Origin of the sequence: Nostoc sp. NMS2 (assembly GCF_017115105.1) — a bacterium.
Classification (GTDB): domain Bacteria; phylum Cyanobacteriota; class Cyanobacteriia; order Cyanobacteriales; family Nostocaceae; genus Nostoc.
Genome location: NZ_JABXKH010000159.1, coordinates 35974 through 56682, shown reverse-complemented (window position 1 = coordinate 56682; position 20709 = coordinate 35974). Strand labels below are relative to the sequence as shown.

Here is a 20709-nt window from a genome sequence, read left to right as displayed (position 1 = left end):
TGATATCTGTCGTCAGGGTACAGCATTACTATGCTATTACTGCATTATCTATAACACAATACTTTTTAGTTAAGGGTTATTGGTGTAGATAATTGGTCTTTCAAGACGCGATAAATCGCGTCTCTACATCAGGGTTTTGTTACTCTATCTGAACTGTATTGATCTATAACGGGTTACTTCATATCATAGCCAAACAAATTCGGGTCTACTTCTCCTAACTGCAACTCTGCCAAACCATACTCTGCCCATCGTCTCTCTACCATCGCCGCCACATCTGGGTCAGATTCCAAAGGCGAACCCCATTCATGGTTTGTTTCCGGCGGAATCTTTGTAGTCGCATCAATTCCCATGCGTCCACCTAAGCCAATTTTTTCACTGGCAAAATCCAAGGTATCAAAAGGTGTATTTGGCAAAATAAACACATCTCGCACTGGGTCAACTTTGGAACTAATCGCCCACACAACTTGACGCGGATCGCGAATATTTATGTCTTTATCCACAACAATTACAAATTTGGTGTATGTAAATTGTGGTAACGCACTCCAAAATGCTAAAGCCGCCCGTCGCGCTTGTCCGGGATATGCTTTATCAATGGAAATAATCGCCGCTTTGTAACTCAAAGCTTCCATTGGGAGGAAGAAATCGACAATTTCAGATACTTGTTGGCGCAGTATGGGTGTATAAATGCGATTTAGTGCGATCGCCATCATCGCTTCTTCTTTCGGTGGACGACCACTAAATGTTGTTAAGTAAATCGGATTTTTCCGGTGCGTCATACACTCAAAGCGTACCAAGGGCGAATCTTCCACACCGCCGTAATAACCCATGTGGTCGCCAAAAGGCCCATCTGGTAAAACTTCTCCTGGTGTAATCGTTCCTTCCAAGACAAATTCTGAATCGGCGGGAACTTCCAAATCTACAGTTTTACACTTCGCCAACTGCACACCAGAACCGCCGTATAGTCCAGCAAACAGCCATTCTGATAAATCTACAGGGATGGGTGTGGCAGCTGCCATAATAATTAGAGGATCTACACCAAGTGCGATAGCTACTTCTAATTTTTTCCCACGTTCGGCTGCTTTTCGCAAATGCCTCGCCCCGCCCCGCACCGATAACCAGTGAACCGTCATCGTATTTTTAGATTGTAGTTGCAAGCGATACACACCTACGTTTGGTGTACCCGTCTCACAATCTTTGGTAATTACCAGTCCCAGCGTGATAATCTTGCCAGCATCACCAACATAAGGACGTATCAAAGGTAACTTATTTAAATCTAAATCATTACCTTGAAGCACAACTTGCTGACAAGCAGGGAAAAAGTCTCGTCCTGGTTTCGCCTTCACCACATCAAACAGCACTTTTCCAAAATCTATCGCCTGGGAAATCTTCTTCGGCGGTTTTGGCTGTTGCAGCATACTTAATTTTTTCCCCAGAGTTTCCAACTCTTCTGGATGCTGCATATTCATCGCCCAGCAAATCCTTTCCACAGTTCCCATCAAATTTACCGCCACTGGGAAGGAAGCGCCTTTGACGTTTTCAAACAACAACCCTGGTCCACCTTTTTGCAGCATCCGGTTGGAAATCTCAGCAATTTCCAAATCTGGGTCAACTAAAGCTGAAATTCGCCGTAATTGTCCCTTTTCTTCCAGAATTTTAATGAATCCCCGCAAGTCTCTCGCCATTGTTCTAATAAAACTGATTATTTAAGAAGTGTGAAGCGCTTTCTTATATTATGGGGTATTGGGGATTGGGCATTGGCAAGAGACAAAAAAGGAATTTGCTCAATAGCTCTCTCTTGTCCTCTCATCTCTAAGTAAGTTGGCGCGAGAAAACCCAAGTATGTTACGAAACGTAAATAGGCTTCAAGCCCTTACTAATGACCAATGACAGCCTTTACCAGTTAGCTTTTATTGCGCCAGCCTACTTAAATTTGGGAATTTGTTGGTTTTAATTGGAAATTAACCTATTTAGTCACTTTTCTTAACTGTCTTTTCCAAAGTATTTAGTTATTGTATCTAGGGATACGCAATTATTTTTGATAAATAAGCGCTAACCTAATCAAACATGGCCGGAATATACTATACCTTCCTGGCAGGCGGTTTTGTTATATGGCCCCTGCTAGGTTTATTTATTAAAAGCTTCTACAGTGCCTTGTTTTGGAATTTTTCTGAATTTTTATGAGTTTGCGTTAGTGTCGTCCAACCCAAGCATCGCCAACAGCGTTAACTTTTGATACTGACAAGGAGACTTTTATAGCGGTTCCCGATTGCATGGAATACAGACCTAACCCCCAGCCCCTTCCCTTCAAGGGAAGGGGAGTAAGATTCAAAGCCTCTCTCCTTTTAGGAGAGAGGAATGGAAGTGAGGTCAAAACTGTACTGCACCCAAGCGAGAACCGCTATAAAACATCCTCTGATAATTTGAATATCTGAAACATAGATATGAATTCACAAATTTTCTAGAATTTTAAAATATCTAATGATTCTTCTATTTCTAAATCTAATATTATTTCTCGTGTATCTTTGAGTGCTTCTAGCTTACCTTCTTTACGATATATATCTGCTGCTTTCTGAAAATCTTCAATCGCTCCCTGTTTATCTGCCATTTCTAAACGAATATTGCCACGATTGTAATAAGCATCGGCATAATTATAATTAATTTGTATTGCTTGAGTATAATCTTCAATTGCTCTCTCAAAATCCCCTAAATCAGAATGAGCATTACCACGGTTATAATAGGCATCGGCATAATTAGGATTAATCTGTATTGCCTGAGTATAATCTTCAATTGCTCCTTCAAAATCTCCGAAATCGGAACGAGCATTACCACGTTTTTTATATGCTATGGCATCTTTGGGATTAATCTTGATTGCTTGAGGAAATCCCGGTTGAGAACCTAATAAATAACGAGCAATTCCACGGTTTTTATAAGCATCAGCATAATGAGGATTAATTTTAATAGCCTGGGTATAATCCTCAATTGCTCCTTGATTATCTCCTATATGAGAACGAGCTTCAGCCCTGTTTTTATAAGCTACGGCAACATTAGGATTAATTCTAATAGCCTGAGTGTAATCATTGATTGCTTCTTCTAATCGCCCTAGCTGAGATAGAGCTAAACCTCGTTTATTGTAAGATTTAGCATCCTGAATATTCATCTGGATTGCCTGAGAATAATCTGCGATCGCAGCTTCATAATCTCCTAGTTGATAGTGAGTCAAACCTCGTTTATAATATAAATCAATATCGCTAGGTTTAACTTGTAACACTTTACTATAGTTAACGATCGCATTTGTGTATTCTCCTTTCTCAAAACATTCATCTCCCAATTTTATATAAAGTGTATTTAAATCTTCATTATTATATTCAGGTTGAAAGAAAGATTTGATCAACTGATTATTGGTTGGCTTAGATAAAATTTCTTGCTTCGGAAGATATTTGAAAATTGATGGTTGTTGTCTAGAAGAATTATTTAGAGAAGATTGTAACTGTTCTAGATAGCACCATAAACCACCACCATACAACAATTGGTCTATCCCAAAGGAAATTTTACCAGTCTTTAACTTAATCATCCGGGTTGGAAGAAACCCAGCCAAAAAAAGGTGATACTGAGATTGTGCTTCACTCACATCTTCTTGAATCAAAATGCAAACTACAACTGCATTTTTTTCAACTTCTTCAGAACTGATTGACCATCTAACTCTATCAATACTACCGTGACGAGATTTAACCTCAATACCAATAGATGGGTCAGAAGTCAAGGTAAAATCTATATTGCCATCGCCGCCGAATCGCTTTTCATAATCGACTTCGGTAATAAAATCTGCTAAACGTTCTTTGACAACTTCCTCACCCAACTTCCCTTTAAGATAGCTAATAAACACGTCACGGACTGGCGAAACACGTTTATATTTTTCAGCCATCAACCAGCAAAATTCCCGCAGTGCCTTTAATCTCTCTCCAGAGATTATAGTTAATTCACTATATTGACCTTCGGTTTCACAATGAAGCAGACAACCAGATGTTAACCTTTTAATAAAATCAGACTGTAGCGATCGCAGTAGTGTAATCCAGTCCATTTATATTTCTGCGAATCTTTTGATGAGATTATTCTATTAAAATATCCAGTCGCCGTAAACCTTTTAATTAGCTTGGGTCATATTCCCCCTCACTACCAAGATTTCAATGCCTTCCCCTTCTTTCGATGCTGGTAATATACGGCATTTTCTTTTCCTCCTCATAGTGAGTTACTTTTTGGTAAAAACTTTTATCTAATTCTTAAAACTTACGCATCGTAGGTCGATACTACACGCCATTTGGGTATTTCAGCCATCTTTAGCATCCAGCGATGTCTACGACGGGCTATGCCTACGCAAATATACGACTAAAACAGGGTTATGCGAAGCACCTAAAACGACTAACATAATCCATATTATGGTTAATTTGTACAGTGTGTAAGCTAGCTCTTTCAAGGTTACTCCTAAAATCTCTGCTTTCTCCGTGCTTTGAGTGGTTTAAGAGTGATTTATTGAACGATAGAGGTGTAAACAACACAGAGAAAAGAGGAATTTTTACCCAACAATTTTACCCACCTTGAAAGGGCTAGTTATATTTCCGTAAAGTTAGCAATTATAAACACTCAAACTACCTTAGTTCAACTAGTGAGCCAAGGCAGTTTGAGTATCAAAAGATACTACAATATTGCTGGAAGTTTACTACGCCCGACCGCTCTGATAAAGGGTTTAACCTTTTGTACGTACTAACTAAGTGGAGGAAGCGACAAAAACTCCACACCATTCCTAGCAAATATTGTTACTGTCCGTGTATCTGTCGTCGCTCTCCTTCGGTACACGATAATGGGTAACAGCGGTACAACACCCATCCAGTAATAACTATTATATCATAATTCTGTGTAGCGCCGATGTAGGAAATGTGTAAGTAAAGTGCAGTAATATCTGATTATGCCAGAGTTTTGACTGCTAAGGAGGGGTGTAAGAGTGCGATCGCAATAATGAAATATTAATTAGCTAACCACCAAGAGCGCAAATGACCCAGGATAAAAACCCCGCAACCCTACCTATTATTGATCGCGAGTCCCCTTTTTCAGTTCTTGCCATCTTTGTTGTAGTTGCTTCAAGTTAGGCGTATGGCCACCATAACGCCAGCCAACATAGGCTTGGCTAATTTCATCTATTACCTCAGCAGTTGCTGGGGCATGATGCTGGTACGATCCTCTGGCATACTCTAAAGGTGTTTGTGCTGGATGTTTACCTAAACCTTTTTGGGTTGTCCATTGCAGCATTTGTTGATAAAGGCTTTCCATTGCTGGCAATTTCTTTAACCATCGGCGGTTGCGCCACTCTCGCCACTGACCCCAAGCCAGCCAAGCGAAGAAAGCTGCTGTAGTTGCCAAGATTAAGCCAGTTAATATACCAAACCAACCTTGAGAAAATAAAGCTAAAAACCAAGCGATCGCTCTAATCACCCACCTAAATATTGTCTCAAATATATTATTCAACAAACCTGTCACCGGAGATGGTAGCCATCCAGCAACCCAGTGCCATAACTGACGCAAGACACTAAAAGTCTGAGTATCTTCTACTGATGGAGGTATGAGGGGATGATTGGGAATCGGATCAAAGGCAAACCAGCCATATTTTGGAAAATATACTTCCGTCATCACATAAGCGTCAGTATTACGGACAACATATAGCCCTGTAAATGGATTAAATTCTCCTGAACTAAACCCAGCCACTAACCGCGCTGGGATACCAATGGAACGTAGCATCACCGTGAGAACTGTTGAGAAGTGGTCTGGATAACCGCCTTTATATTTGAATAAAAAAGCTTCTACTAAGTCATCTTTTTCTCCCAAATAAGGCAAATCTAAGGGATTTTGGGGAAGAGAGTAGCGTTGCTTTAAATATTGAGCTAGGTAGAGAGTCTTTTCATAGGCTGAATCTAGGCTTTTAGAAGACTTTGTGACTCCTTCTTGACTGTAATTAGCGAGAATTTCTTTGGTACGTTGCCGGACTTTTTCGGCAATTTCGGGAGGAATTTGCAGATAATGCTTCTTAATATCTTGCGGATAATTAGTAGAAGCTTGACCTAATGAAGTGCGATCGCGGTATGGTACTTCAGAAATTACTGTGTATGTGAGTCCTTGTGATAATTCCACAGGCGATCGCAATCCATTTTCTGTATCAACCGCGACTATTGGTGTCGGAAAGTAAATCTCTTTGGGATAAGCCATCGCCGGAATAAGGTTAGGCAAATCCGCCACTACTGTATAAGTTTGTACTATTTCTTGGGTTTTAGCAGTAGTCAGAGGTGGGTTTAGGAAAATTTGGTAAGACCAAGGCGATCGCTTGAGAGTTGTAACATCTTCATTACGGGAAACTTCCCATCCCTTACCTGTATAACGGTCAAATCCTAGAACTCGCCAAAAACCCTCAGCTTGCGATCGCACCCGCATCACAACTTTAGGTTTCATCTCACCGCGCAGATTTTGGTTAATTTGGCTATTAAAACCGTAATAAAAGTTATTATCTACCTTACCTGGTTGACCACTTTGGTTTTGTCCCGTACCACTGTCTTGATTATCACCTTTACCTTGGCGGACATAACCGGGATTAATAATACCACGTCCTGTGAAATTACCTTTTACTGGAATAGAAGAACTTACAGGAAAATTCCGTAACTTATAGCCAGGAAATCGGGGTAAAACAGCAAAAATTGCCAGTCCCAGAGCGACAATTAGTAAAAAAGTCAGAGTAAAAAATTTAAAATTAAGAGTTGAGGAATTCTTCTGGTTGAATTTTTCCTTTTGAGTTTTTAATGGCTGCAAACCCAAGCGTGAGCGATAATCTAATACTAAAGTTGGCAGAGCGATCGCTAAAAATAACAGCAATACAGGTGCAAATGCTAAAGTCTGACTTAGCGTTGCCGCCACACCCAATAAAATTAGTCCTATAACAATCGAATAACCCAAATTTTTCCGGCGGGGTGTATCAAAGCTGTGCAACACCTGGAGTTGAATTAATAACTCCGCCAAACCCAACCGCGTATCATTCAACTCTCCCACTAACCGCCCAAAGAAAGCACCCAGTGCTACTAACATTCCAATAGCGATGCAATACTTAACTGCGACATTGGCATCGCGGCGACGATAGTAACTCCAAATCGCACCCAATACACTTAGGGGGAACGCCCAAAAACTGAATGAAGTTTCAGCAGCGATATCCGTCGCCCCAATTCCCAAAATAACCAATGCTAGCACCAGTACCCGCAAGGAAATTGAATCTTCCACTTCTATTAAAGGCGATCGCTGCAAATTTTGCCGCCAGAAATTACCCATAGGGACACGCCAAAACCGATTCATCCTGGATAAGTTGAGCATTTCGAGTCTAAGTGAAAATTTCACGGAAACAATGTTAAAGACGAAACTATTCGCCCTACTTTAAAGTATTCCCGTTAGAAGAAGCTTTCTTATCCTGTCTTCATTCATCTATCAAGGTTTAGCGCCTATTTTAAAAGTTAAATTCCTCGCGGAAGTTTGAAAATCCTGTTATCAATCTTTGCTTCCCTTTTTCTGACGGAGACTATACGCCAAAAGAACAGCTATAGGTAGTTTACTTTCCCTTAGAAGTACATAACGCAATAGCCTTGAGTTAAGCATTTCTTTGTTCTCTCTGCGTCCTCTGCGCCTCTGCGGTTCGTAAAAAAAATTGACTTTATAGCGACAATGAGCTATATCATAGTCCCCTCTCGAAGAGCGGGGAGGGGGTTGGGGGTGGGGTTCTTCGGGTTTAATAAGTAATCAAGCGAACATGATATGACGTTACCGCGAACTGTAACGCCAAGAGTGAACATAATTTTGTATAAAAAAACAACACAATCGAAAAAATTCGTTGTGAAAAATTGGTAGCTTGGTAAAATAGAGGCGAAATCAGCACAACAAACTAACTCGTTCCCCAGGCTTTGCTAGTAACCGAGTGGACTGACGAGTACCCACGAACAATCAATTTATGCGATGGAGGGTGAGTCTACACCCACTGGTTAACTCTAACCACGCCTAAGTATAAGTAAGCACCCTGTTGCTAGTAGCATCTAGAGACTGAAAAACCCCCAAGGCAACAACTAGGGAATAGTTACCTTAAGATATTCGGCATTACGTACTAGCGGTGGCAATTAAGATTACACAGTGGGATTAATGACAAACAAAAGCGGCTGTTGGTCTATTTCTGGAAACTCAACTTCCAGAGTATAAGTTGGATTAAGTTGCTCACAACCTAACTCTACACTTAAGTATCCCGAAGTCGAAGATGTTGCCATTGCTAAAGTGCCACTTCCTCGAAGGATCAAAGTTCCTTTAACAGGTAATTCAGCCTGAACAAGTAACTTCGTAAGTTTACCTACAGACTGATACTCTACTCTGATGTTCAAATTACCGACAGTGGTTAGCCATTGTCTTTCTACCACTGGACTACTTGCTGAAAGTGGTAGAGTCAAATTTTCCAGCAGTTGTTTAGCAGCCAGCAACGACAAAGCCATCTGTTGACGCGGCTGTAAATCTGAGTAATCGCTCTGAATATTGGGCATAGTCTCCAGAGTACCGACAGACCGATAGGTGCTTCTTAGCACCAATCCAGCTATATCGTTTAATGCTTGAGACTCGTTGGGAAAAAAGTTCTCCACCACTTGAACTAATTTTGCCCCCAGTGGGACTGAAGATGTCACCAATGCTTGACACTGTTCCAGCAATTGCTGGAAAACTCTCTCCGGCAAGGGACACGGCAGTTTCAGCTTCGACTGTTGTACCATCCATCCCCAGGTAGGAACGAGCGTCATTGACGGCTCATCAACAAAATCGGGATAGTCGATTAATTGTGTTTCCCAGGGAAACAAAGGTGGGTGGTCTTGGACTTGGATTTGTAACCGACGTTTAATGACGGCTTGGAAACGATCTTGCACAGTAGGAATTTCTCCCAATTGAAGGGTCTGGGGCGTTTCTCCCAATTTTGGCTCACTGCTTTTTGAAGCAGTGGCTTCATTGAGGAGTTTTTTTACCCCGTCATTTTCCTCACATTCTACCGATTGCTCGTTATTTTTGACATCATCTGTCAATAACCAACCGAGATACTGGTATTGTGAGGATTCTGAGTCACTATTCATGAGTAGATGCACCTGATCCGGACACTAATGAGTTACGAATTTCCCAAGCTTGCTCAAGAATCTTAAACCATCGTTTTTGGAGTTGTGCCATTGACAGCCCTAAAGTTTTGGCGATTTTTTCATCGGCTTGTCCTTGTTGCTTCAACTCTAATAAAGACCGTTGCTTATTGTCCAGCTGTGCTGTGTATACTTGCCATTGCTGGGGAGTTAAGCCCAAATTGGTGTGCAAAGAAGCTTCCAGCCACTCGTGAACTAATTCCCAACGGTGTAATAAAGCAAACCTAATTAAATGATACTTGAAGCGCTGCTGTAAGTAATCTCTCTGACGAGGGGTTAAACCTAAAATTGACTCAATTTCTTGTGCTGAGAGATCCTGGAGGCGGAGGGAAAAGTAATCAGCACAGTCAGATTGTTGTCGTTGTTCGAGATAATTCATTAATTCTGTAACCACAACGGAACGCAAGGTATCTTCTTCGGGTTCGGGTTCGGCTTGCGTTGCCATTGTGGAGCGCAATTGATGCACTGCTGGTTCTTCCCAAGAACCATCGCCTTCGTTATTGCTGCCTTCTGCGGCTTGTTCTATATCTACGCTGGTTTCTGGGGGCTGCTGTTGAGAAAAAGTTTGTGCCCGCAGAATAATTAGCTGCTGCTGACGGCCTGGTAAGGGAATGCGTCGTTTGCCGTAGCGCTCGGTAAATGCCATGTACTCGGACAATTCTAGAAGCGTCTGAGGGCGATAAGTAGCACCAAGTTGATTTTCTCGCCGGAAAGCGTTTAATGCTTCCAGATAAAAACTTTGTAAAAAATCTTCAATTATAGTCAGTCGCCCTTGATAACTCAATTGCTTCTGAGGCGGATTAATGTATCGATAAACAATTGCACTCAGAGTACTGTGTAATTCTACCCTGCCCCGATTTGAACCCAACTGATAGTACCTGAGACACTGTTGTAGCCGATGCCGAGCCAGGGTCATCGCCGAGCTTTCTACAGTTCCAGAAGCTTGAATACGTTTGCTCTCATGGCAAATCCGATATACTTCGGTGGTAATACGTGTTGCTACATCATGGCAATTCTGTTCCGAAGCTTTGGTCGATTGTTGAAACTCCTTGGATAGGAGTTGAAAGATCACCTCCACGCCTTTAGAATTTTCTCCCAGAATATTTGCAGATGGAATAGTTGCGGTTGCGGCTGAATTCATAGTCTCAGTTTTCAAAAGACCCTAAGTATTTAAATACAACCTGTACGACTGTGGGTATTGGCTTTTTTGGTTTTACGTATAAGCTAAACGCAGACAAATCCTACATTAAGGATATGGCTGATTTTATTATTCCCAACTTGGATGGGATTGTTCACACTTTGATAGATGTTATTGCCATTACCCAGGAGCCGTATACAAGTCATTATGGATTTAGAAACACAAATTCAATTGCTGATTGACAATGCACCCCGCGATGGTATAACACCAAATCTGATTGCAGCAATTGCTCCTGCCCTTAGAGCGATCGCTCAAAAATTACGTCACTCCCAGTACTATATTCTCCAAAATTCGGAGGCAAGCTGGGTTTTAACTACTTTGAGCAATCGTGCTAATCCAGGATTGGAAAAGCGCGTTATTTACGCTTTCCCTACCATACAGGATGTCTCTCTAATTTCCCCTGCTGGGCTTGACCCTCAAATGCTAGCTAAAATTGTTCCTGTCACCCATATTTTGTTCCAATTGGTGGCATTGGAACCCGTAGATAGTATCCTTTTTTTGGAAACGCCGGGTAAGACCACTCATACCGTTGAAATTCGGCGAACCGATCTAGAGAAACTCATGCAACAAAGGTTGCGAGAGCAGCGATCGCCTAAACAGATACCCCCTGATATTGCATAGAAAAATTTGGGATGTAGGATTTTTTAGATACAATCCCACATCCCAAATTTTAAATCTCAAATTCTTTTAAAAAAGTTTTTGATGAAAAGAAATTAATGCCAATTACTACCCTTTTAGTTCTTTAAAGAACCAGGCGATCGGCTTAATCTAAATTTGGTTAACAAACAGTTATCAGTGAACATTTTTCAAAAATTAGCTGACAACTGAGCCAAATTTCTCCACCTAAGAACATCTAGTAGGTTTAACTTGGCATCTAAAGCCCCATTTTGTACCTAATAACTGATAACTGATTTAATAGAGGCGACTCAGTGTGTACTCAGCTATGTTAATCAATGCCTGGTGAGATTCTGAGGGTGGAAGAACTGCAAGATGTTCAATTGCTAACTTCGCATGGTGAGCAGCTAACTCTCGCGCCTGCTGTATGCCTTGACTATCTTGAATTAGTGCTAGTGCTTGCTCTAAATCCCCTTCTTGAGCAAACTCCCGGTCAATTAGCACTTCCAAGGATGGTTTTTGGGCTAAAGCAAATAAAACAGGTGCAGTTAGATTACCACTTTTCAGATCAGACCCTACTGGTTTACCCAAGGTATCTGTTGTACTGGTGAAATCTAGAATGTCGTCAACAATTTGAAATGCTATACCAAAATGACGACCATAGCTATACAGATGCTCAACAGTTTCCCGCGAGACTTCACTAAGTAAGCCAGCAGCTTTAGAACTGTTGGCGATTAACGAAGCTGTTTTGTAATAACTCTTCTGGAGGTAAGTTTCAATAGAGATACCAGCATCAAAACGATTTAGTCCCTGTTGGATCTCCCCAGTAGCCAGATCCATAATGACTTCTGAGAGGAGTTTCACCACCTCCAAATTGTCCAAGTTTGCTAAATACCAGGATGATTGGGCAAAAAGAAAATCTCCTGCTAATATGGCAATCCGATTACCGAACAAACTATGAACGGTAGGAACGCCTCGCCGCACGTCTGATTCATCTACCACATCGTCATGTACCAAGCTTGCTGTGTGAATCATTTCTGTAATCTCAGCTAGGCGGCGATGACGCGGTGTAATATCTTGCTCTAACATGGTTGCCCGCGATATTAGCAGGACAATTGCTGGTCTGATACGCTTTCCCCCAGCACCGAATAAATGCTCGGCTGCTGCAAACAGAATGGGGTGGCGATTTCCAACTAGCTGTTTTAGGTTATCTGCTAGTAGTCGCAGGTCTGCTTCCACAGGGGTAAACAGGGAGGTGGCTGGGGTCATGGATGGGCGGACTCTGACTTAGGTTACGAAAGTTTACATATCCTACACTCATTTTAAGATAACCCTGTGCCAGCGCAAAGTTTTCATAAGTTAATCCCATTTTCATCAGTCTATCGGTGATAATTAAACTTAGTAGTGCATTTGTCAATAAGCAATTATGCTTAATTTTGGAGAAGTTCGGGTTTTAAACGAACTTAAAACATGACTTCCCAGTACAGGGGAACAAATACTAAATCTAATTATATTAAGTAGTTCACCAGTACATGTTTACCGCCACAGATAAAAGCAAAATTCAAGCAATATTACTTATTGACAAAATGGATAAAATCTAAATTAAATTGCCAATGGATAAAACTAAATTTCTTCAGAACTGAAGTGTAGCTATTCAAAAAATTTGAAATTTAGCAGTCGAATGGGCTTCAAATTCTGGGTCGTTGTGTTACGCTAAAATATAGGAATTTTAAATTTTTCAGATATTCACACTCCAAAGTAAGTTACTTACTAAGTGATTTTACTGGCTCGGTGATGTGAGTCTAAAATAATTAGTCGTAGCCTAGATTAAGGGAATAATCCCTTTGATTTTTCCTACGATATGCAAAACTCCTGGTTTGGAGCTATGCTATATCCCTATGGGAAGCCGCTACACGTCTTCAGCGCACGTTGAGCGCAAGCATTGCTCTTTTCACAGCAGTGTGAGTAAAAATAACGCAGATCAAGTAGACCGCTGAGAATCGTAGTTTTAGATTGCTAAACAGCAATCTAACTGCTGTGGATCTATGGTCTGCAAAAAGTCTCATTAGACAATAAATTCTTTGTCCGTAGAGAATTTTATCTCTATAGGTAGTTTTACCATAGGAAGCTACAGCAACCAAGAATGTACTTGGTTGGCTGAGGTTCTACTAATTTTATGGAATTTTATATTCGTTTGAAACGGTGCTAGTAGAACAATGATTTACGGAAGTATACCTATGATGATTTTTATTTTAGCGTCTGGATATTTGTTCACAGTCTACCTGTTATTAGCATTGGCAAAGCGAACGGGTACAAAGACTGTTCCTACAAGTTTTCCTTCATCTGCCGAAGGAAAACACAAGCAGGAGATATCAGTAAGGGCAAAGGTGACTGAAGCTGTTAATAGTCAGTAGTTGGTAAGTAGGTCGGCGCAATTAAAGCTAACTGGCAAAGGCTGTCATTTGTCATTAGTAAAGACTTCAAGCCTATTTACGTTTCGTAATATACTTGGTTTTTTTTGCGCCAACTTACTTACTGAGGAGTTAGGAATTATGAGTTATTAATTCAAAACTTTTAACTCCTCATACTGATTACATCTGAGGTTGCTTGCAGACAAGGGGATTTTGCCGCTTGCCTCACTAGCTTGATTCTGTAAAGTTTCACAAAGAATTGGTATAAACCTCGTCTAGCTCCAAACCTGTGGTTTTTCTGCCAAAAAATATAAAAAACATTAGAAATGCCCTTGGTCTAAATCGTTCTATTTGTTTGGGTCGTTTTTATCCTTTTTGTCTTTGGGATCTTTTTTAGGTTTTTTAACTTCTTTATTACTTTTTCTTTCTTTCGACATTAGCTTTCTCCAACTAGGTTATTCAGTGAAAGCTTCCACATTCTGCCATCAGTCAATCAGGAGATGACTTACCCAATCTTCTTTTAAGGCAAAAAAGAAACTATCAAACATAAGTGCTACTAACTACTATGATACGGTGTTGTTTGATTTAATGTAGCTTGAATCCATATTGCTAGAGGTTGCCCAAATTTCATCAAGATTTAGGTTACAGAGGAGAATTTTGTTTCCTAATATTTACAACCTAAGTAAACCGGCGTAAATAATTAAAGGTTTGCAGGACTTACGCAAATAATAGCCAAAACCACACGCGGTAGGCGTAATATCATGAATTGCCTCTACCGCGTGTGGTTTTACGTAAATCCTATCATAACTATTGCTCCAACAATTTCATCCGTTGCCACCAACGATTGAGGGGATAATAGACGACGGGTGCCCACAGACTACTAAGAATGGCAGAGGCGAGGGCAACACGCTGGTAATATGTCCAAATATCTGTTACTTTGCGCTGATTCCCTATTAAAGTTAATTGCAATCCAAAGATAGTTTCTGCCAAAACTGCCATCACAAAGACAATTACAGCAATCGAAATAAAGTCTTCTTCAATAAAACGCTGTTTCTGGAGCAGGCCAGTTAAAATTCCCACGATTCCTAAACTGATGGCGTGAGTAGGGTTAGGTGCTGTCATGGAATCTTGAAGTAGCCCTAAAACTATACCTGCCAAGGCTCCGGCAAATACCGTGCGCTTCACACTCCAAGCTACCACCCAAATCAACAGCCAGTTAGGGCCAATTCCCAATAATTCCATACCTGGCAGGCGGGTTGGCAATAATAGTAAACATAACAGTACAGAACTAGCCGTCACTATCCAACTAAACAATTGCCGTACACCGGGATGCCAACGAGAAAGCGGCTGGATTCGGAATTTCGATTTTCGTTCTGACGATTTTGGCTTTTTCTGCCTGCTAATACCAAATGCAGGAATCTTCATTTTTCTATGGATTTTATCGAATGATTTACTTAGACTTTTGCGGCAGTTGATTTACCGACTTTTCGTTTTCCGGCTCTTGGTTTTCTGGCTTTGGATAAACTGCTACCCAATCAAGAGAGCGGATTGGCGGAAAAAGCTCAATTTTCGCCACTGATGCCGGAAGTTTCTTTAAATCCAGCGACTTGATTCGTCCTACTGCCAAGCCAGATGGAAATTTCTGACTATAAGTAGATGTGGAAACTAAATCTCCTATCTTGACATTTGGGACTTTTTCATAAAACTCCAGCACAGCTTCGGCAGAAGAATCTCCTCGCAAAACGCCTTTAGCTGCTGTGCGGCTAACTGATACACCAACTTGACTCTTGAGGTCACTGATTAACAACACGCGGCTAGTATTGGGAGTTACACTCTCCACCAAACCTACTAATCCGCCATCGGCCTTGACTACAAAGCCTTCCTGAATCCCTTCATTCGCACCGCGATTTAGAGTAACTTGTTGCCACCACTGGTCAGCACTACGTCCTACTACCCTAGCTAGAATTGGACGTGATGCCAGTGGCTCTTTTTCCACATAGCCTAATAAATCTTGTAGCTTTGTCTTTTGACTTTCCAAATCTACTATACGGGTTTGCAATTCCAATATCCGGGCATCTCTAATCCGTTCTTCTGGAGTTGGCCCTGACTGCAACATCTCTAATGGACGGGTAATTGCCTGGTATGTCTCAAGTACCAATTCACCTTGAGTCTGTCGCAATACCCAAGCACTACTAACTACTACAGCTAACAACCCGATTTGTAAGCCTTTACGATCCCACCAGCGCCGTATTGTAACCATATATACCTGAGTCTACTTATACAATTAAGTTCTATTTGGATTCTATTTATATAGAACCCAAATAGAACTCAAATAGAACTCAAGTATGATATTTTTTTGCTACATATTGCGAGAGCTTTCGGTGACAACTCGTTCTAGCTGTTTGAAGTTTTCTAACACCCGACCTGTTCCCAGCACCACACAGCATAGAGGGTCGGCGGCAATGTGAGTCACAATCCCCGTTTCATGACTAATTAAGGTATCTATGCCTTTGAGCAAAGCACCACCACCAGCTAACATAATCCCTCTATCAATAATGTCTGCTGCTAGTTCTGGAGGTGTACGTTCCAGTGTGCGCTTCACAGCTTCTATAATTACTGATAGTGGTTCCAACATACTTTCACGGATTTCTGGGCCTTTGATGGTTACAGTTCGCGGTAGGCCAGAAAGCAGGTGTAAGCCTCGGATTTCCATCATGGCATCATTATCATCATGAGTAGGATAGGCAGAACCCATCCGAATCTTGATGTCTTCGGCAGTACGTTCACCAATGACTAAGTTATGAACTTTCTTAATATACTGAATGATTGAATCAGTCAGTTCATCTCCAGCAATGCGTACTGATTCGCTAATCACAGTACCTTGAAGACTCAGCACTGCAACTTCTGTTGTCCCACCACCAATATCGATGATCATGTTACCAGTTGCTTCGGCTACAGGTAGTCCTGCACCAATGGCCGCAGCTACAGGTTCATCGATTAAATAAACTTTTCTTGCTCCTGCTTGGTGGGCTGCATCCATCACTGCTCGCCTTTCTACTCCTGTGACACCACTGGGAATACCAATGACAATTCGGGGTAAAATCAGAGATTTACCTTCATTTACACGCTGAATAAAGCTTTTCAGCATTAGCTCGGCTATATCGAAATCAGCAATTACACCATCGCGCAAGGGGCGGAGGGCAATCACATTTCCAGGTGTGCGGCCGAGCATTTTTTTGGCTTCTTCTCCTACTGCTAGTGCTACCTTTTCGTTGACATCGATAGCAACTACAGAAGGCTCTTGCAGTACAATACCTTTACCAGATACATAAACCAGGGTGTTAGCAGTACCAAGGTCGATACCCATATCCCATGATGTGCGAAAGTTCCTAAAAATACCCACGCTTCTCTAAGCCCCCTATGTGCGATACTTCTTGTCTACAACGGTAAGAGTGGATTCGATTATCTTTGTATCCTGAGTTCAGCAAACTAAACTATATTTTTATATGATTCCCAGGAATATTTACTATGTCTCAGGCATCTATGTTTTGATATTCTCTGGTTTGCTTAGTATATCCGTATACTTTTATGTGTTTCTCCAAGTAGTTATGTATAATTTTTCAAGTCAACTATATTGTTAACTGTTTAACACATTATTTTCAAGTGTTTCACAATTCGCTATGATGAAAGTCGGAATTCACAAGTACACTTGTACTGAAAGGTAACACGTATGAGTATCAATATTGTCACCCTTGTTGGTCGTGTAGGCGGCGACCCAGATATAAAATATTTTGAGTCTGGTAGTGTTAAGTGTAGATTGACACTAGCGGTAAAAAGGCGATCGCGCAACAGTGATGAACCTGACTGGTTCACTCTGGAATTATGGGATAAAACGGCTGAAGTAGCAGGTAATTATGTGCGTAAGGGCAGCTTAATTGGCATCAAAGGTTCCCTAAAGTTTGACACATGGAGCGATCGCCAAACAGGAGCAAACCGTTCTACACCAATTATTAGAGTAGACCAACTGGAATTATTAGGCTCTAAGCGTGATGGAGAGGGCGGTGCAGGAGATATGTCTTCAGAACATTTTTAATTAATTGGGCATTGGGCATTGGGCATTGGGCATTGGGCATTGGGCATTGGGCATTGGGCTTAATTATTAGTCCTTTGCCTTCACAAATGACAAAGGACTAATGACAAATGACTAATAACTAATTTGCAACGTTACTGATGCTTCTACTTCCTGTTCACCACCGATTACAGGGGTGGAAGTATCAGCTACCTTGGCAGCTTCAGCCCGTAAAAACATCGGTGGTGGAGGCGCGGTGGCATTGTTAACTTGAATGCTGACTATTTCTTTAGATTTGAAACCCAAGGCACTGAAAACAGCATCGGCTTGCTGCTGGGCATCTTGTGTGGCTTCTTTTAATGCTTGTTTTTGAGCAGCTGCGATCGCTTCATCATTCGCAACAAAACTAATACCATTAATTTGCGTTGCACCTGCTTTCACTGCATCATCCAATAATGTACCAGCTTTCTCGGTGGGAATGCGAAAACTCACGGTGTTATTGGCAGCATAGCCTGTAATCCTCTGCACATTATTGGTGTAGCTGTAAACTGGATTCAGTCGGATACCAGTAGTTTGTAATTTTTCGACATTTTGGCTTTTGAGGAACGCAACTACAGCCGATGACCTCCGAGCGGCTTCTTGCTGTAACTCCTGTGCTGTTTTCCCCTGAATCTCTACTCCTAAGCTAACTTGTGCCAGGGTTGTCGGAATTGTTTCCACTCCCCGACCACTGACACTGAGAGTTCGCCACAATTTATCCTTTTCTTGTGCCAATGCCGGTAGTACAAAAGTTGCACATACTAGCAGAGCTAAAGGCAGTATTTTCCACAAGTTTCCAGATGGAAACTGAGAACCGGGTAAAGCGGCTCTAGTCATAAGATTTGCACTCCTCAAAGTATCCACAGATGTTTTTAATAAGCGTATTTAGCAATCTTCTGGTGGCTGTTAAAAGTCAACAGTCACCACAAGTTTTTCACAACTTAAGTGCGATCGCTAGATCCGATTTGTATGTTCTTACTTTGACACTGCGATCGTCAAAAGCTGAAATGGTTACATTTTTTGAAACTAAAAAATTACACTAACTTTTTTAAAGATTTTGTCACGATCAGAAATTAATTCACCAACTTTGACTTGCTCCGACTTCCTAGAGTGTCTGTAGTCAAGGTTTCTGAAGTTTTCTGACAGCCCTTGATTAAGTAGATAAATCGGACAAATGAAGTTTTTGAACCTGCCAATAGCGTCTCTACAGATAGATGTTTTTCAGAAACACGTCAAAATCAAAGAGAAGGATTTTCACAGAACCCATGCATTTGTTAGATCCAATTAACTTCTCTTTTCCTCTGCTGGCTACTGCAACAGAAGCCGCAGACAGTTCAATGGTAGTAGCCGCAGTGCTACTAAGCTTAGTAGTGGTTTACCTCGCCAGCAAAGTTGGTGGAGAGTTATCAAACAAAGTGGGTTTGCCGCCCGTCTTAGGCGAACTAGTAGGTGGTGTAGTAGTAGGTATCTCTGTTTTCCACCTTTTAGTGTTTCCAGAAGGCAGCACAGACAGTTCTAACTCTTTGATCGTGTCCTTCCTTCAAATCACTGCTGGTTTAACTCCTGAAGCCACTCCAGCCGTGTTTGCAGCCCAGTCTGAGGTCATTTCCGTTTTGGCAGAATTGGGTGTGATCATCCTGCTGTTTGAAATCGGCTTGGAGTCGAACTTAAAAGACTTAATGGCAGTTGGTATCCAAGCCACCGTTGTCGCAGTAGTGGGGGTAGTAGTACCCTTTGCGGCTGGGACTGTGGGACTAATGACTTTATTTGGAATTGCTGCTGTACCCGCAATTTTTGCTGGGGCAGCTTTGACTGCTACTAGTATTGGCATTACTTCCAAAGTGCTGTCAGAGTTGGGGCGACTCAATTCTAAAGAAGGGCAGATTATTTTGGGTGCTGCCGTAATTGACGATGTTTTAGGAATCATCGTTTTAGCGGTAGTTGCTAGTCTAGCTAAAGATGGCGTAGTGGATGTCAGCAAAGTCATTTACTTGATTATCAGCGCCACTGGTTTTATTTTGGGAGCAATCCTACTAGGGAATGTTTTCAATAAGTCCTTTGTAGCGATCGCTGATCAACTCAAAACACGCGGTGGATTGGTAATACCAGCATTCATCTTCGCCTTTGCGATGGCATACCTTGCCGCCGTCATCCACTTAGAAGCGATTTTGGGAGCTTTTGCGGCTGGTTTAGTCCTAGAAGAGACAGAGAAGCGCAAAGAATTGCAAATGCAAGTCTGTCCAATTGCCGATATGTTAGTGCCAATTTTCTTTGTGACTGTTGGCGCAAAAACTGATTTGGGAGTGTTAAACCCAGCAATTCCCGACAATCGGGAAGGTTTAATTATGGCAACTTTCCTGATTACAGTAGCCATTCTCGGTAAAGTAATCACAGGCTTAAGCGTGTTTGGTCAACCGGAAATCAACCGTTTAGCGATCGGTGTGGGGATGATTCCGAGAGGGGAAGTTGGATTAGTGTTTGCAGGTGTCGGCGCAGCCAGTGGCGCTCTCTCGAAACCACTAGGGGCGGCAATCATTATGATGGTTATCTTGACAACCTTTTTAGCTCCTCCTTTGTTAAGATTTGTGTTCCCAGATCCAAAAACCGTGGGTGCAGGCTCAGAGCAACTGGTTTTAGATGGTTCCTCTGGAAACTCGTTGGTAATTGAACCACCTAAGTCGAAGGTGCCAGCATCAGAAGTAACTCCAGAATCTGGCGATCGCTAATTATTGGGAATGGGGAATTAAGAAGAGACAAGGGAGACAAGGAAGAGGGGGGAGACAAGGGAGAGGGGGGAGACAAGGGAGATACTTGTTCAATAATTCCCCCTTGTCCCCTTGTCCCCTTGTCCCCCTTGTCCCCCCACTCCCTCATCTCCCAATTGTGCAGTGGAAACTTCTCTCTCCAAATTTCCGTCCCATCTGATTGTAGAATAATCGTCTGTTTATAATTTCTACCAGCATTCGGAATGTTATTTATTTCCAGTCTCCCTTGGCTTGTGAGCCATTATCTGAATATTTTCCAGGTAATTGGGGAGTAACACCCATAAATTTTGCTAGATCGTTTGACAGTAATGGGAATTATCTACTTAGTCCATTGATGGCAAAAAACAAAAAACAGTTATCAGTTAACGGTTATCAGTTATTA

At 41.6% G+C, this 20709-nt stretch carries 15 protein-coding genes; 5 read left to right on the top strand and 10 right to left on the bottom strand.

Annotation, left to right across the window (positions count from 1 at the left end; all coding sequences use genetic code 11):
* Window positions 1–173 precede the first annotated feature (173 nt).
* The 5 genes from HWQ36_RS28895 to hetZ all read right to left on the bottom strand — a co-directional run bounded on the left by HWQ36_RS28895 (window position 174) and on the right by hetZ (window position 10371).
* Window positions 174–1682 carry a UbiD family decarboxylase gene (locus HWQ36_RS28895; protein WP_292709237.1) on the bottom strand — a complete coding sequence of 503 codons (1509 nt, stop codon included), beginning with the start codon at window positions 1680–1682 and terminating at the stop codon, window positions 174–176.
* Window positions 1683–2458: 776 nt separating this feature from the next.
* Window positions 2459–4078 carry a tetratricopeptide repeat protein gene (locus HWQ36_RS28890; protein WP_292709236.1) on the bottom strand — a complete coding sequence of 540 codons (1620 nt, stop codon included), beginning with the start codon at window positions 4076–4078 and terminating at the stop codon, window positions 2459–2461.
* Between the two features lie 1001 nt (window positions 4079–5079).
* Complete coding sequence (locus HWQ36_RS28885) at window positions 5080–7398, bottom strand: DUF3488 and DUF4129 domain-containing transglutaminase family protein (RefSeq protein WP_292709234.1); 2319 nt, start codon at window positions 7396–7398, stop codon at window positions 5080–5082.
* A 797-nt stretch (window positions 7399–8195) separates the two neighbouring features.
* Window positions 8196–9173, bottom strand: a complete 978-nt coding sequence (locus HWQ36_RS28880) for a PatU (protein ID WP_292709232.1) — start codon at window positions 9171–9173, stop codon at window positions 8196–8198.
* Window positions 9166–10371: a heterocyst differentiation protein HetZ gene (gene hetZ / locus HWQ36_RS28875; RefSeq protein ID WP_292709230.1), complete on the bottom strand. Its 1206-nt coding sequence runs from the start codon at window positions 10369–10371 to the stop codon at window positions 9166–9168. Before hetZ ends, HWQ36_RS28880 begins: the two co-directional genes overlap by 8 nt.
* 204 nt (window positions 10372–10575) lie before the next feature.
* Between hetZ and HWQ36_RS28870 the strand changes: the two genes are divergently transcribed.
* A complete protein-coding gene (locus HWQ36_RS28870; RefSeq protein ID WP_292709228.1) occupies window positions 10576–11049 on the top strand; it encodes a hypothetical protein in 474 nt (157 codons plus the stop codon).
* Window positions 11050–11340: 291 nt separating this feature from the next.
* On the opposite strand, the gene sds is transcribed toward HWQ36_RS28870, so the two are convergent.
* Window positions 11341–12312: a solanesyl diphosphate synthase gene (gene sds / locus HWQ36_RS28865; RefSeq protein WP_292709226.1), complete on the bottom strand. Its 972-nt coding sequence runs from the start codon at window positions 12310–12312 to the stop codon at window positions 11341–11343.
* 947 nt (window positions 12313–13259) lie between these two features.
* Between sds and HWQ36_RS28860 the strand changes: the two genes are divergently transcribed.
* A complete protein-coding gene (locus HWQ36_RS28860; protein WP_292709224.1) occupies window positions 13260–13457 on the top strand; it encodes a hypothetical protein in 198 nt (65 codons plus the stop codon).
* Window positions 13458–14261: 804 nt separating this feature from the next.
* Here the strand turns inward: HWQ36_RS28860 and mreD are convergent.
* The 3 genes from mreD to HWQ36_RS28845 form a co-directional block, all read right to left on the bottom strand.
* Window positions 14262–14879, bottom strand: coding sequence for a rod shape-determining protein MreD (mreD, locus tag HWQ36_RS28855; protein WP_292709223.1), 618 nt, complete (start codon window positions 14877–14879; stop codon window positions 14262–14264).
* 25 nt (window positions 14880–14904) lie between these two features.
* Window positions 14905–15714: a rod shape-determining protein MreC gene (gene mreC / locus HWQ36_RS28850; protein ID WP_292709221.1), complete on the bottom strand. Its 810-nt coding sequence runs from the start codon at window positions 15712–15714 to the stop codon at window positions 14905–14907.
* A 99-nt stretch (window positions 15715–15813) separates the two neighbouring features.
* Complete coding sequence (locus HWQ36_RS28845; RefSeq protein WP_041565291.1) at window positions 15814–16821, bottom strand: rod shape-determining protein; 1008 nt, start codon at window positions 16819–16821, stop codon at window positions 15814–15816.
* A 363-nt stretch (window positions 16822–17184) separates the two neighbouring features.
* On the opposite strand from HWQ36_RS28845, the gene HWQ36_RS28840 reads away from it, so the two are divergent.
* Window positions 17185–17547, top strand: a complete 363-nt coding sequence (locus tag HWQ36_RS28840) for a single-stranded DNA-binding protein (RefSeq protein ID WP_174711502.1) — start codon at window positions 17185–17187, stop codon at window positions 17545–17547.
* 111 nt (window positions 17548–17658) lie between these two features.
* Here the strand turns inward: HWQ36_RS28840 and HWQ36_RS28835 are convergent, their stop codons facing one another.
* Entirely contained in the window at window positions 17659–18399 is a 741-nt protein-coding gene (locus HWQ36_RS28835) for an SIMPL domain-containing protein (protein ID WP_292709218.1), read from the bottom strand.
* Between the two features lie 29 nt (window positions 18400–18428).
* Here HWQ36_RS28835 and HWQ36_RS28830 point away from each other — a divergent pair, with 29 nt between their 5' ends.
* Together HWQ36_RS28830 and HWQ36_RS28825 are read left to right on the top strand one after the other, a co-directional pair.
* Window positions 18429–18605 (top strand): hypothetical protein, encoded by a 177-nt coding sequence (locus HWQ36_RS28830; protein ID WP_292709217.1) that lies wholly within the window; start codon window positions 18429–18431, stop codon window positions 18603–18605.
* Window positions 18606–18827: 222 nt separating this feature from the next.
* On the top strand, window positions 18828–20288 hold the full coding sequence (locus HWQ36_RS28825) for a cation:proton antiporter (RefSeq protein ID WP_292709215.1): 1461 nt from the start codon (window positions 18828–18830) through the stop codon (window positions 20286–20288).
* Window positions 20289–20709: the final 421 nt, after the last annotated feature.